This window comes from Bacteroides sp. M10, from assembly GCF_014334015.1.
In the GTDB taxonomy this organism is placed as follows: Bacteria; Bacteroidota; Bacteroidia; order Bacteroidales; family Bacteroidaceae; genus Bacteroides; species Bacteroides intestinigallinarum.
Map to the genome: position 1 here is coordinate 3067324 of NZ_CP060488.1, position 15726 is coordinate 3083049.

The 15726-nt window shown below is 38.3% G+C and carries 10 protein-coding genes; 8 read left to right on the top strand and 2 right to left on the bottom strand.

Annotation, left to right across the window (positions count from 1 at the left end; translation table 11 throughout):
* The first annotated feature begins 107 nt into the window (after positions 1–107).
* The 7 genes from H8796_RS10920 (at position 108) to H8796_RS10950 (ending at position 12106) form a co-directional block, all read left to right on the top strand.
* The gene (locus tag H8796_RS10920) at positions 108–3251 is read left to right on the top strand and encodes a TonB-dependent receptor (RefSeq protein ID WP_117934694.1); all 3144 of its coding nucleotides are present in this window, start codon (positions 108–110) and stop codon (positions 3249–3251) included.
* A 19-nt stretch (positions 3252–3270) separates the two neighbouring features.
* Positions 3271–4782, top strand: a complete 1512-nt coding sequence (locus tag H8796_RS10925; RefSeq protein WP_117934697.1) for a RagB/SusD family nutrient uptake outer membrane protein — start codon at positions 3271–3273, stop codon at positions 4780–4782.
* Positions 4783–4846: 64 nt separating this feature from the next.
* A complete protein-coding gene (locus tag H8796_RS10930) occupies positions 4847–6199 on the top strand; it encodes a DUF5005 domain-containing protein (RefSeq protein WP_233530391.1) in 1353 nt (450 codons plus the stop codon).
* Between the two features lie 78 nt (positions 6200–6277).
* Entirely contained in the window at positions 6278–6745 is a 468-nt protein-coding gene (locus H8796_RS10935) for a hypothetical protein (RefSeq protein ID WP_117934702.1), read from the top strand.
* Positions 6746–6756: 11 nt separating this feature from the next.
* Positions 6757–7773, top strand: a complete 1017-nt coding sequence (locus H8796_RS10940; protein WP_117934705.1) for a DUF4961 domain-containing protein — start codon at positions 6757–6759, stop codon at positions 7771–7773.
* Positions 7774–7931: 158 nt separating this feature from the next.
* Positions 7932–9341, top strand: coding sequence for an SGNH/GDSL hydrolase family protein (locus tag H8796_RS10945; protein ID WP_117934707.1), 1410 nt, complete (start codon positions 7932–7934; stop codon positions 9339–9341).
* Between the two features lie 80 nt (positions 9342–9421).
* The gene (locus H8796_RS10950; RefSeq protein WP_117934710.1) at positions 9422–12106 is read left to right on the top strand and encodes a family 78 glycoside hydrolase catalytic domain; all 2685 of its coding nucleotides are present in this window, start codon (positions 9422–9424) and stop codon (positions 12104–12106) included.
* 32 nt (positions 12107–12138) lie between these two features.
* Here H8796_RS10950 and H8796_RS10955 read toward each other — a convergent pair whose 3' ends face one another.
* On the bottom strand, positions 12139–12756 hold the full coding sequence (locus H8796_RS10955; RefSeq protein ID WP_117938167.1) for an IS630 family transposase: 618 nt from the start codon (positions 12754–12756) through the stop codon (positions 12139–12141).
* Positions 12732–13148: a helix-turn-helix domain-containing protein gene (locus H8796_RS10960; RefSeq protein WP_117938168.1), complete on the bottom strand. Its 417-nt coding sequence runs from the start codon at positions 13146–13148 to the stop codon at positions 12732–12734. Before H8796_RS10960 ends, H8796_RS10955 begins: the two co-directional genes overlap by 25 nt.
* 275 nt (positions 13149–13423) lie before the next feature.
* Here H8796_RS10960 and H8796_RS10965 point away from each other — a divergent pair, with 275 nt between their 5' ends.
* On the top strand, positions 13424–15706 hold the full coding sequence (locus H8796_RS10965; RefSeq protein WP_117934809.1) for a GH92 family glycosyl hydrolase: 2283 nt from the start codon (positions 13424–13426) through the stop codon (positions 15704–15706).
* Positions 15707–15726: the final 20 nt, after the last annotated feature.

A 15726-nucleotide genomic window follows, 5' to 3' on the forward strand; every position in this document is an offset into this window, starting at 1 on the left:
TAAAATAGATAAGGTTTAATATAGAATATCCTAAAAAAGTTAGAGGATTCCAAATTGACATATGAATAACATAAAAACGTTTTGTTAATTAAAAATTATTTACTATTATGAAAAGAAAACAAAGAGCGGATGTACTTAGTGCATTTCCCGGATTTGCAAAAATGATGTTGTTACTGGCTCTACTATTATGGGGTGGAGTTCAGGCGAAAGCCTCTTCAGACAGCATTTTGCAACAATCAGAAAGAACAATTTCTGGTTTAGTGACAGATGAAAGTGGTGAGCCTTTAATAGGGGTAACGGTTATGGTTAAAGGTACGAGAGTAGGTACGACAACTAATCTTGATGGTGTCTTTACACTAAAGATACCCACAAATGCAGGAATATTACAATTCTCTTATATGGGAATGAAGACGACAGAATTGTCTATTGGCAGCAAGTCACAGTTTAAGGTGGCAATGGAATCAGATGCAGTGTTGATTGATGACGTGGTGGTTATTGGATATGGAACCCGTTCGAAAAAAGATATGTCAATTTCTGTTAGTTCAGTGAAAGGTGATGAACTGAATAACAGACCTTCGGCTTTCAATATCATGCAGAGTGTGGCCGGGAAAGTGGCAGGTGTTCAGAATATATCGATGTCTGGTAGACCAGGTGGATCGTCATCTTTACGTGTTCGTGGTATGGGATCTATCAATGCAGGAAAAGATCCTATCTATGTATTGGATGGTGTTATTGGAGTGGATCCAGACATTATAAACGCTGCCAACGTGGAATCTATTGATGTTCTTAAAGATGCTGCTGCAACTGCCATGTATGGTGCACAAGGATCAAACGGAGTTGTTCTTATAACCACAAAGAAGGGTAAAAAAGGCAAAGGCTCAATCACTTATGATGGTAAAGTCGGATTTGGCTTTATGAACCGTAAACTCGACATGCTGAATGCGGATGAATATATGGAGGTTCAAAGACGTGCATACGCATATAGTGGACAGACAATGCCTCATTTGACAACACCTTATGAAAATCTGTTCTATTATGCTAAAGATGCTTCCAAAAATTACCAATACGATAAAAACGGACTTTTGATTGCTTCTCCGAAATATAATACAGATTGGCAGAAAGCGGTGACACAAACAGCTATGACTAACGACCATATCCTTTCTTTCTCATCAGGGAATGAAGATACAAGCGTATATGCCAGTGTCGGATACCAGAATCAGGAAGGATTGATAAAAGAAAGCGTGTACGAACGTTATTCTGCTACATTGAATGTAAGAACTAAAATAAAAGATTGGTTCCGTATCCAACTTGTGGGAACTGTAGGTAGTCAGAAAGGCAATAATAACGATATGGAGGGGTCTTTCAATCAGGGGGCTATCAGAAACATGATTGAAATGCCACCTATCGTTCCTATTAAATATGATGATGGTACATGGGGACGTAAACACGATTATCCTTTATCGGAAACAGCAGAGAATCCGTTGTTACTACTTCAGGATAGAAAGAACGAATGGAAGTCTAACTTCTCATTGTTTAGTTTGAATGCTACATTTGACATTACTAAGAAGTTGACATTTACTACTCAGGGAGACTATCAGGTATCAAATAGGAAAGAAATGAGCTATGCCAAGGCCGGGCTGTTTGATGTCAGTGAAAACAATGGCGGATATGCTGATATAAAAAATAGCGATAGCCAAAAACTTACCAGTGAAAACTATTTTACTTATACAGATACGTTCTTTGATGGAAAACTTAGCTCGAACTTCGTTTTGGGAGCCAGTTGGTATTATAATCATGCAGAAGAATCGTCTTCGGGGTCTGAACAATATTTCGACGATTCGTTCGGCTATCACAATTTATCGGCAGGAACCACATGGCATGAACCAAAATCAGGAATGAATCAAAATACTATGAATTCATACTATTTTAGAATGAACCACAGTTTTCTTGATAGATACCTACTTGGTTTCACATTCAGAACGGATGGTGCTTCAAACTTTGGTATGAATAATAAGTATGCATATTTTCCATCTGTATCAGCCGGATGGCGTATTTCAGAGGAGAAATTCTTCTCCCCTGTAAAAGATGTCCTCAGTCAAATGAAATTGAGAGCTAGTTATGGTATCGTAGGAAATGCTTCTATTCCCAATTATAGAACTATATCACAATATAGCAATGGTTCTACTATATTTAACAAGGCGCTTACTTCTTACGTAGTTCTTAGTAATCTAGGTAATAAAGACCTGAAATGGGAATCGTCACGTCAATTCAATATCGGAGTTGATATGAGTTTCTGGGATAATCGTTTAGAAGTAATCATGGATTACTATCACAAATCTACTAAAGATTTGTTGTTCGAAAAGCAGGTTCCTTTTACAACCGGTTATACGACTACATGGACTAATCTGGGAGAAATAGTAAATAAAGGTTTTGAGACAACTATTACTTCACGTAATATTCATACCCGTGATTTTATGTGGGTAACAGACTTGGTCTTTTCTACTAACAAATTGGTGGTTGCAGATATCAATGGAGAAACGATTGATACAGGTAATAATACGATAGCTAGAGAAGGAGAAAAGTGGGCGTCATACTATGTATATAAAAGACTGGGCACATGGGGATTGGCAGAAGTAGCAGAAGCTGCTAAATATGGTAAAAAACCAGGTGACATCAAATATGAAGATGTGAATAAAGACTATAAAATTGATGAGGAAGACCGCCAGATTATGGGAAGTGGTACTCCTAAAGGAAGTCTGACAATGGTAAATACATTCACTTATAAAGGCCTTTCTTTGATGGTCGACCTGAACTATACGTATGGATTTAAAATTATGGACATTACAAATTCCATGTTAGAAAACAGACCATTGTATAGTAATAATGTTAAATCCATACTCAACGCATGGACTCCTGAAAATCAGAATACAATGATTGCTGCGTTACGTCTTCCTTCGGACAACTATTTTGGAGAAAATGAGAAAGACTCATATATGCTTCACAAAGGTGATTTCTTGAGACTTCGTAACATTTCATTATCATATACTTTCTCTCCTAAAGTTATGAAAGCACTTAAAGTTTTTGAAAGTTTGTCTATAGGAGTTTCTGCAGAAAATTTGTTGGTAATTACAAAATATCCAGGATATGACCCGGAAGTTGGTGCATTCAATGCAGATAGTGGACAAAGTATAGATTTTTATGCTTATCCCCGTCCGACTACTATTACTGGTAATATAAAGGTTGTATTTTAAGAAAATAAAATAGACGATTATGAAAAAAATATATTCAATTTTATGTGGGTTGATTACTTTGGCAGTAATTGCAACATCATGTGATGCATTTCTTGAAGAGAAGCCTAAAACATTCCTCACCCCTGAATTATACTTCCAGAATGAAGGGCAAGTAGTCGCTGCAGTGAACGGGCTATATACATTTTTGGACGATATCTTTGACGGAGATATAGAACCTGGTTCACAAACATTCATTTTTATAGAATACTTATCAGGATATGGTGAACGGCTTCGTGGTTCGGGCACTCAGGATTTGGCACAGGCCAACAGTCTGAATGTGGCAGAAAATAACGGATATGTTCAGAAATTCTGGGAAACGGGATATAAAGCTATAGAGAACTGTAATAGCATTATTGAAGGTATTGAATCTATGAAGGAGGGAATTTTAACTCAAGATAAAAAAAATGAGCTGTTAGGTGAAGTTTATTTTATGCGCGCATATTACTACTTCAATTTGGTAAGACTTTATGGCCCTGTTCCATTAAAACTGACCAGTACATCGGATTTATCAAATGTCGAAATAGGATTAACATCCATTGAAGGAGTTTATGATCAGATAGATAAGGATATGACGAGAGCTGGTGAACTCATGGATAAAAGTGCCTGGAAGAATGCCAATGGAAGAGTTTCTAAAGGAACTGTAAAATCATTACATGCTAAGATTTATTTGACAATGGCCGGATATCCATTACAGAAAGGCGCAGAATATTATCAGAAAGCTTATGCAAAAGCCAGTGAAGTATATAAAAGTGAGGCGTTTAAATTGTTTGATACATACGAAGAATTGAGAACCAGTGAAAATACGGGTGAACATATATGGTCTATTCAGAGAGAGGCAGATAATGCAGGTTCTCCTGTACATGGTAATATGTTACCTTATCCCGCACCTGCAAAAGCTATTTCAGCTAATGCAGTATATGGCGGTGCATTGGTTCCAACAATGTTGTTTTATAATTCATATCCTACTGGTGATAAACGTAAGGATGAACAGGCCTTTTATTATACTGAGCACGAAGCTCTTGATAAGTCAACAATAGTTCAATTAGGAAGGCCCTATATATACAAATATTGGGATGATGAGGCAGCGACTACAGGAAAATCAGGTGCCAATTACACATTGCTGAGATATGCTGATGTATTGTTGATGATGGCTGAAGCAAAGGCACAAGCGGATGGAGGTACAACAACTGACACCGATGCAATTGATGCATATTATGCGGTGAGAAAAAGAGCATTGCCTACAGAGGTAAAACCGACTTCAATAAAGACGAATGATGTCTTGAAAGAAAGATTCTGGGAAATTTGCTTTGAAGGACAGACATGGTATGATATGTTGAGAACTCGAAAAGCTTTGCATGCTGTCACAGGTCAGATTGTAGATATGATTGGTTATCAGACTCCAGGACATGGTGCTGCATTTAAGGAAGCAGATCTTTTATTACCTTATCCTATCCGGGAAAAACGTTTGAATCCTAATCTGAAAAGGGACTAAAAAATGTCATAGCAAAAAGATACTGAAAATAAATAACTTGAAAATGAAGTGTAACTCCAAATATATGGTATTCTTAGTATTCTGTTTGTGTTTTTTATTCTCTTGTTCGGAGGATGAGGGCACAAAAGAGAACCCGTTTGGCAATGGAGAAAGTGATGCTTTTATGAAGGTCACTAACTCATCAAATGCTGATACGCTATACTTGTCGTGGGAACTTACTAATACCAAGGTGAGTTTTGATAATTATAGGTTTGAGCTAGACAAGCCCAAAACAGTCAAAACTGTTGGTAAAGATAAGACAGAATTCTATTTCACTCATGTACCGTACAATGAACCTGTATCTGTATCTATATCATTAATCAAGAACGATGAGGTTGTAAAAAACTTTGCGATGCAAGTAAAGATTGATGGTCTTGACAGGACAATGTCAAGGATTATCATTCCTGATCAAGGCAGTGTTACGGGAGGAGATGGTATGTATTCGATTCTGTTGCCCGATGGCAGGAGTCTTTTTATGATGGGCGATTCGTATATCGGGACTGTTACTAACGGTCAACGTTCTGGTTCAGATCACATGTATAGAAATACGTATATCGTGTATAATAAAGGTAAAGTCAGTGCTATTTATGGGGCTAATGGCAATAAAAACTCTTCGGCAGCCGTACCTCCCGAATATCCGGATGAAAAGAAATGGTACTGGCCCGGACATGGATTTGTAGATGGTAACAAACTCTATATTTTTCAGACATTGATGTATCAGGGAAGCGGTGATATGTGGGGATTCAGATACGAAACGACCCACATTCTGGAGTATAACTTACCTGATTTGGAACTGGTAAAGACTACTCCCATACCTTTTAATGGTTCCGAGGATATTCATTATGGAATGGCAGCACTGAAAGATGGAGAGTATGTTTATACGTATGCGCAAGTAGATGTGACTAATGATATGAATCCTATTTCTGAAGTGTTAGTTGCAAGATCTATGATGGATAATCTGTATACAGGTTGGGAGTATTACACTGGTTCCGGTTGGAGCACAAATGCTTCCGCCGCAGAAAAGTTAAAAGGTCTGACAAGTGTACCGGTTTCCTCACAGTTCAATGTGTTTAAATTGCGTGATAAATATGTTTTGCTAACACAGAAGAAAACATTCAATTCTGGCGAGATATACACGTTCACGGCAGATACTCCGTATGGACCGTGGGGAAACAAACAACTTATTTTCAAGACATACGAACAGGATATCCCTCACTTATTTACTTATAATGCGATGGCTCATCCTCAATTCGAGAAGGACGGTATGCTATTAATAAGCTATAATGTCAATACCGAAGTTTTTGCGGAACAGTTTAGTGATGTGAGTACTTATCGTCCCAGATTTTTTTGGATCGAAATAGATAAGATTTTAAAATGAATGAGAAATAAGAATGTATTGTTGCAAGGAATTAGGGCAATGCACTTATAGTTCAAAATTAGAAAAGTTTAAAAAGATATGAAAAAGAATACATTAATTTTAGTAATAGTATCATTGCTATTTTTCCTCTCAGGTTGTAACACCGACGACCGGGTAAGGATGAGTGATAATTATCCTGTTGATGGAGATATAAATTATGGTATCAGACAGGTAATGCAATACGATGAGGTGAATATAAATGGTATAGATGTCGCTTCGAAGTTCCCATTCTTTGAGACGCTTCGCCTGACCATACACTACACTGACAGTAAAATAAGCGGCGTGACTTTTTCTAACGGGGAGGTACCTTTCTCTCCTTACAATTTTGAGGTCCCATCGGGTGAAGTAGATTGCTATCTGGATACTGAGGCACTTCCCAACGAATTGCGTATAACTGGGACAGAGCATGTTATCGCCTATTATCAAAATGGAGAATTCACTGTTCCTTTCCAATTGGATTGTCCGTCACTGAATTATAAATACACCTTTAAAAGTATAAATCAATAAATAGAATACATATGAAACTCATGAAAAAAAGCAAACACTTGTTGTTACTTCTGGTAGCATCATTCCTTGTTGCAACTTGTATGACTATAGAGGATATTATTCATCCGGATAACGCTCAGGTTGATAGCGATATTAATATTTCAGTTAAAATAAAGATTGTTGCAGAAACTGATGGTAATAGTAAATTGGCGTTTGGTATTTTGGTTCCCAAAAGCTGGAATGTGGCCAACAATGCTACTCTGACACTTACAACTGCAGCAGGCTTTGCGGCTAATGTTGTAACTAATGAACCTATGGTACTTGTAGGATCTGGAGAAAAAAATCCGTCAGACGCTTTGCCTTGGGCATCTTCATTTCAAAGTAAAATTGGTGTATTAGAGAATACCGGACCTGTTGAATGGGTCGTTTTTAAGTCCGCTACTACATTCCAGATTAATGATCAGGTTGCAGGACAAAAAGAAGTAACCGGTACTGTGAATATTAAACTTCATACAGGAGCAAGAGCTATAAAATTTTTTATGGGCTATACATTCTGTGGTGAGGCTTTTGGATTTAACAGTGAAAAATACCCAGATGATTATGTGAAAGCTTCTAAGGTACTTGAGGTAACTGGGGGAGACGAACCAATGATGGACTTCACTGCTGATCCTGCAATTTCGTTTGTACCAGCTACTTTCGGTTTCGGTGATATTTTCTCAATCAAGTATAATGAACCAAATTATGTAACGGAAGGTGGTCTTAAAGGTGGTGAAGCGTATTTAGTGGGGAAAGTAACATATGAGGAAAACGGAGTGGAAAAAGAAAAGACTATAGATGAGACAAGCAGTAAGACACTAATGGAAGAATTAGGTGATATGGGGCAAGTTACCTCATGGCAGAAATATATTTACCCGAAAGAATTCTTCGGTTTGCCAACAAATGCTGTTATCTTAAATATCCAGGTTCATTTTACAAATAAGGATAAAAGTATTTCTATTTTGGATAATGAAACTAATAGTGATTTTGTAGTAGAGAAAACATGCGAATGATGAATGAAGTGGAGAACTTAGTTAAGTTCTCCACTTTTAAATTTTGGTAGAAGTGTAATAACAGGGTTCTCCTATGTTATCGGTGGAAAATGTTCTGATCAGATGGGATAGGGCATGTAAATCATAATAATTTTATTATTGAATAGTTTTAATGGCTGATGGATATAAAAATATTTAGTAAGATACTTTTTCTAGTATGCTTATTTTATATAAGTTGTAATGGCTTGCAAGCACAATCTGCTATACCTCCTTTTAGAAAAGGAGAACGAGTAGTATTTACTGGTAATAGCATAACTCATGGCGGACATTATCATTCGTTTATATGGTTGTATTATATGACCCGTTTTCCTGATAAGCCGATCATTATCATGAATGCCGGCATTGGTGGAGAAAGTGTATGGGATATTAAAGATCGGTTGGATTATGATGTTTTTGACAGAAAACCGACTTATGTAGCTCTTACTTTTGGTATGAATGATACCGGTTATGATATTTACATGAAAGATGATGCTAAAGAACTATCAGAACAACAGATCATAGAATCATTAAAAAGCTTTCGGGAGATAGAGGAGCGATTACAGGCTAAAAATAAAATAACCAAGGTGTTGATCGGTGGTTCTCCTTATGATGAAACCTCAAAATTTAATAAATTCATTCTGCATCAGAAGAATGATGCTATCTTGAAAATTGTAGATGCCCAGTGTACATCGGCACGAAAAAACGGCTGGGGGTTTGTTGATTTCAATCGTCCGATGTGTGAAATAAGCTTGGAAGAACAGAAGAAAGATTCTACATTTACTTTTTGTAGGATAGATAGGATTCATCCTGATAATGACGGTCAGATGGTGATGGCCTATTTATTCTTGAAAGCACAAGGCTTGGATGGAAATAAGGTATCGGAATTCTTGATTGATGCACAGAGTTCGAATGTGGTTACACATAAGAACTGCAAAATATCAAAATTGAAGAAGGAAAAGAATGAACTTACTTTCGATTATCTAGCTTATGCACTTCCTTATCCTTTGGATTCCATTCCTCGACATGGCTGGGGAAACCAGAGATCTCAACGTGACGCGATGCAATTAGTTCCGTTTATGGAAGAATTCAATCAGGAACATTTTCAGGTAATCAATCTACAGAAAGGGACTTATCGGTTGACTATAGATAATCAGTTTATAGATGAAATTTCATCAGAACAGTTGGAAGATGGGGTTAATTTAGCGAATTATCCGATTACTCCCCAATACCAGCAAGCCATAAAGATCATGTATCTGAATGAAGAGCGGTTTGAAATAGAAAAACGATTTAGGGAATATTTGTGGACAGAATATTCATTTCTGAAAAAAGAAGGTCTTTTATTTGCCGATAATCAAAAAGCCATTAATAAACTTCAAGAATATTTGCCTAAGGATTTGTTTCTTAGGGCAAGTTACGGTTGGTATATCAAGGCAATGCACCCTGAAATTCGTAAAGTATGGAGTAATTATATGAATTCTATTGTTGAAACAATTTATGAAATAAATAAGCCTGTCGTTCATCGGGTGAGGTTGACTAGGGTAGACCTGTAATATAGGTGTTTCATAGCCATTTTGTTGGTTGTGAGCAGAGGAATATGAATTGATTGTGTTGAATATATAACAGATATTTTATGAGGAATATGCGTTTGTTATTATGTGTAGGATTAATACACTGCTTATGTTGTATGTCATCGTTTGTATATGGCAAAATAAAAGAGCCTCCTTTCATTCTGGCAGAATTAAAGTGTGAGAATTTGGTCAATCCTCTGGGCATTGATAATACCACTCCTCATTTCAGTTGGAAATTGAAAGGTAATGAATTAAGAGGCGGACAAGCCTATTATGAGATACAGGTTGCTTCGGATAGTATTTTACTGATCCAGGATAAAGCTGATTTGTGGAATACAGGAAAATTGAAGTCTGATAATTCGGTGATGGTGCCTTATCAAGGTGTTTCTTTATCTTCCCGTTCATTATGTTATTGGAGAGTTCGTGTGTGGAATTCTAAAAGGCAGGTTTCAGCATGGAGTCCGGTAGCTCGTTTTTCTATTGGTATTTTAGAACAATCACAAATGCACGGTGAATATATAGGGGCTTCTGTTGAGGGAGGGAAGATTTGTGCTCCTATTCTTCGCAAGAAAATAAATATAAAAAGAAAAGAAACTACATTTCTACACGTGAACACATTAGGTTATCATGAGATTTATATTAATGGAGAAAAAGTAGGAGAAAGTGTTTTGGCACCTGCTGTATCTCATTTGACTAAGCGTTCCTTGATTGTTACTTATGATGTAACTCCCTACTTAAGAGAGGGCGAAAATGACTTATTAATCTGGATTGGACAAGGATGGTATAAGAGCACTACTTTTGGAACAGCATATGATGGTCCATTAGTAAAGGCCGAACTGAATATCTTACGAAATGGAAAGTGGGAAGTGTTAACGAAAACCGATAATTCGTGGTGTGGACGTGAGAGTGGTTATGAAGATACAGGGACTTGGCGTGCATTGCAGTTTGCTGGTGAAAGGGTGGATGGGAGAATTTTACCGACAGATCTTTCTTCACAAACTTTGGATAAAATGAGGTGGGCTTCAGTAGTAACGGTGAAAGTCCCAGATCATATCACTTCACCTCAAATGTGTGAGGTAAATAAAATCTATGAGAAATTACAACCTGTTTCTATAGAGAAGCTGAACGAAGACGTTTGGCTGGTAGATATGGGACGGGTACAAACCGGATGGTTTGAAATGCGCATGCCTATGTTGCCTATGGGGCATGAAATAATAATGGAATACAGTGATAATTTGACTAAGGATGGGGCATTTGATAAGCAGGGCGAGAGTGATATTTATATCTCTGGTGGACGGGAAGGAGAATGCTTTAGAAATAAGTTCAATCATCATGCCTATCGGTATGTACGCATTTCTAATCTTCCTGTAAGGCCGGAAAGTGAATGGATGAGATCTCTTCAGATTCACGGAGATTATCAGAAAACCGCTACTTTTGAGTGTTCAGATGCCGATTTGAATACTATTCATAATATGATTCAGTATACAATGAAATGCCTCACTTTTAGCGGATATATGGTAGACTGTCCCCATTTGGAACGTGCCGGTTATGGTGGTGACGGAAACTCTTCAACAATATCTTTACAGACTATGTATGACGTATCTCCAACTTTTCTAAACTGGGTACAAACATGGGGAGACTCCATGCGTGAGGGAGGTAGTTTACCGCATGTTGGACCTAATCCCGGTGCTGGTGGAGGTGGTCCTTATTGGTGTGGATTCTTTGTATTGGCTCCTTGGAGAACTTATGTTAATTATGGTGATTCACGGCTAATAAAGAAATATTATTCTCAAATGAAAGAGTGGTTCAAGTATGTTGATAAATATACAGTCGATGGTTTATTGAAACGCTGGCCTGATACAAAATATCGTGACTGGTATCTTGGCGATTGGCTGGCACCGATGGGAGTGGATTCCGGTGACCAGTCATCTGTGGATTTAGTAAGTAACTGTTTTATCAGTGAATGTCTGGGTACTATGAGTAAGGCAGCCCTAACGTTGGGTAAGAAAGAAGAAGCCGAAGAATTTGCAATACGTAAAGGAAAACTTAATGGGCTGATACATAGGACTTTTTATCATCCGAATGATGGCATTTATTCTACCGGTTCGCAGTTGGATATGTGCTATCCTATGCTGGTAGGTGTCGTACCCGATTCTCTATATAGCAGAGTGAAAGAGAATATGATGGCTATCACTGCAGAAAAACATAAAGGACATATAGCGGTTGGTTTGGTTGGAGTACCAATCCTGACAGAATGGGCTGTTCGGAATAAGAAGGTAGATTTCTTCTATCAGATGTTGAAGAAACGTGATTATCCCGGTTATTTGTATATGACTGATAATGGTGCTACAGCAACTTGGGAATACTGGAGTGGGGAACGTAGCCGGGTACATAACTGTTATAATGGGATTGGAACTTGGTTCTACCAAGCTGTAGGAGGAATACATCCTGATGAGTCTGTTCCGGGATATCGTCATATCTATATTGATCCTCAAATACCCCATGGAGTAACTTGGGCTAAAATCACGAAAGAATCTCCTTATGGTACTATTGGTGTCAATTGGAAATTGGAAGATGGTCAGCTGTATCTTCAATTGGCAATTCCTGCGGGAACAACTGCTACTGTTTGTATACCTGATAATGCTGTTTCGTGCAAGATAAACAATAAAAAGATGGGTATTCAAAAGAAAACAATAGTCGTAGATAGAGGAAACTATGATTTTGTATTTGATTTGTATCCATACTAAATTTTATATTAAGTAACTGTTCAAAATTAATTTTACAAATATGAATAATTCACGAATAAGTTCGTACCCACAGACGCCAAGGCCCTGTTCGTACAATAGAAAAGCGAGTCCGTAGTCTCGTAATCTATCGGTCTTATCCATTTACCCTTAAGTATACGCCAAAGAATCTCGGCAGGATTAAGTTCTGGAGAATAAGGTGGAAGATAGAAGAGGAACAATCCTCTTTTCTCCCAAATTTTCCTCAGTTCTTTAACTTTCCGATTTCTATGAACAGAAGCATTGTCCAAGACAATTACAGTCTTCTTCGTTACATTGAAAGAGAATCTGTCAAGATAGTCCACAATCTTGTCTGCGTTGATGGACTCTTTTGTGGTAAAGCCTTTATATTGGTTCCTTTTGGTAATCATGCCAAAAATATTAAGCCGGGCAGCTTTCTCGGATGGGATGTAAATATCCTCATTCTTGAATTGCCAGCCATATGGAACATAACCATTTGTACAGACATGACTTTCGTCGGCATAATATAGCACAAGTTCTCCTTTGGAATCAAGTTCTTCAAGTTCTTGCAACTTCTCTTTCTTGTATGCGTAGAGCTGCGGTGAGGGTTTGCCCCTTGGGCGTTTTCTTATACGCTTATATCTTGCACCAATGTTTCTAAAAAACGTTTGAAAGTAATATCACTGGCTTCTTTACCAGTCGCATTCTGCCATGCTTCACGTGCTTTGGACACACTCTGACGGTCTTCCTCAATTGCCTTGCGGACTGCTTCTTCATCAGAACAATCCATAATAGGCTTTCGCCCCTGACCAGGACGTGTCTCCAAGCCTTTGATGCCATTTTCTTCATAACGTTTTACCCATGTGTAGACAGTAGGTACTGTTACCTCAAGCATTTCTGCTATTTGGGGAGCTGATTTACCTTCTGACTTCAGCAATATGGATTTGCATCTGATACGAAAACTATGAGTAGGGCCATTATGATAGCCTTTCTCTAATTTGAGGCGATCAACCTCTGATAATTCAAGTACTTTTATTGGTTTCATAATTCTATTTTTTCTATAAAACGGAAAATGAACCATATTAGTACTGATATATATAAATAATTTAGATCACCTACTTATTGAATTTATGGTTTATATTTTTTGTACTGTTAAGTAGTCTTTTACTCTACGGAACAAATTGGCTAATATGTTAAAATAGAATGATGTTGCGACATGCATTATTTTCTTTTTTCCTGTTTACTAGAGCAAGGATTTAGTGGTAATTGTATTTTTATTCGTCTTAAAGAAGTAAATAACTATCATATAATAATATGCAAATGATAACTATCAAAAATCTATTGACTTGTATTGTTACAGTCTTTATTTCCACTGGAATATACGCTCAAACGAAAGACTTGGTGCAATACGTCAATACGTTGCAGGGCACTGATTCCCATTTTGGATTAAGTTATGGAAATACATATCCTACTACCGGTATGCCCTATGCCATGCATACGTGGTCTGCACAAACCGGAAAGAATGGAGAGGGCTGGAAGTATCAGTATGCGGTAGATGCCATCAGAGGATTCTGCCAGTCACATCAATGCAGCCCGTGGATGAGTGATTATGCCGTATATTCTTTTATGCCGATGGTGGGAGAACTAGTCGTTAATCAGGATAAACGGGCGACGAAATTTAGTCATGACAATGAAATTGCCAAGCCGCATTATTATAAAGTAACACTGAATAATGGCATTACCACCGAAATGGCACCGACTACCCGCGGCGTGCATTTGCGTTTTTCCTATCCCTCTACCGGAGATGCCTATCTGGTGATCGACGGATATACAGATATGAGTGAAATCAAAATAGATCCCGCCAAGAGACAAATATCCGGTTGGGTGAATAACCAGCGTTTTGTAAATAATTCTAAGACATTCCGCAGCTATTTCGTTGTGCAATTCGATAAAGCATTTGAAGATTACGGCGTATGGGAAAATCAGAAAGATGAAATCTTCTCTAAAAAACAGGAGGGAGCAGGCAAAGGTTATGGTGCTTATATCAAGTTTAAAAAAGGCTCGAAAGTACAGGCTAAGGCAGCCTCTTCCTATATCAGTGCAGAACAGGCTGTGATTACTTTGAACGATGAACTGGGTAAAGACTCCAATCTGGAAACCACTAAAGCCCGTGGACAAAAAACATGGAATGAACTGCTGAACAGAATTCAGGTAGAGGGTGGAACAGAAGAACAAATGAAGACTTTTTATTCATGTCTGTTCCGTGCTAATCTCTTCTCACGTAAATTCTACGAACGTAAAGCGAACGGAGAACCTTATTATTACAGCCCTTACGATGGCAAAGTATATGACGGATATATGTATACCGATAATGGATTCTGGGATACTTTCCGTTCACAGTTCCCACTGACCAATATTCTTCATCCCACTATGCAAGGACGCTACATGAATGCTTTGCTTGCCGCACAGGAACAATGCGGGTGGCTGCCATCCTGGTCGGCTCCCGGAGAAACGGGAGGAATGTTGGGTAATCACTCCATCTCATTATTGGCAGACGCATGGGCAAAAGGCATCCGTACCTTCGACCCGGAAAAAGCATTGAAAGCATACGCACACGAAGCGATGAACAAAGGTCCTTGGGGAGGAGCCAACGGACGCGGCTTCTGGAAAGAATATTTTGAACTGGGATATGTTCCTTATCCGGAATCAATGGGATCAAGTGCCCAGACCATGGAATATGCTTATGATGACTTCTGTGGTTACCAGCTGGCAAAAATGGTCGGAAATAAACACTATCAGGAAGTTTTTGCCCGTCAGATGTACAACTATAAGAATGTATTCGATCCATCCATCGGCTTTATGCGTGGAAAAGGAGTCGATGGCAAATGGCAGGAACCGTTTGACCCGCTGGAATGGGGCGGACCTTTCTGTGAGGGCAATGCTTGGCATTATACCTGGTCGGTATTCCATGATACCGAAGGATTAATCAACTTGTTCGGAAGCGATGAGAAGTTTACTACTAAAATAGATTCAGTGTTTACCCTGCCCAGCACTATCAAGCCGGGAACATACGGAGGAGTGATCCATGAAATGAAAGAAATGGAAATCGCAGGGATGGGACAGTATGCGCATGGCAATCAGCCGATTCAGCACATGCCTTACCTGTATAGCTATGCCGGACAGCCATGGAAAACACAGTATTGGGTACGTCAGATTGTTGAAAGACTCTATAATTCAACAGAAAGAGGATATCCGGGTGACGAAGACCAAGGCGGTATGTCATCCTGGTATATATTAAGCTCATTAGGCATTTATGCCGTTTGTCCGGGTACGGATGAATATGTGATTGGCAGTCCATTATTTAAAAAGGCTACCATAACGCTGGAAAACGGAAATAAGTTTGTGATCGAAGCAAATAACAACAATAAAGAGAATGTCTATATCCAGTCTGCTACTTTGAATGGGCGTGTATTGGACAAGAATTTTATTAAATATGACGATATAGCAGACGGTGGTACGCTCCGTTTTGAAATGGGAGGGCAACCGAATAAAGAAAGATGTACGTCAAAATATGCCGCTCCTTTCTCTCTGTCGAAAGAATAAGAAAAGAAACAACGAAATAC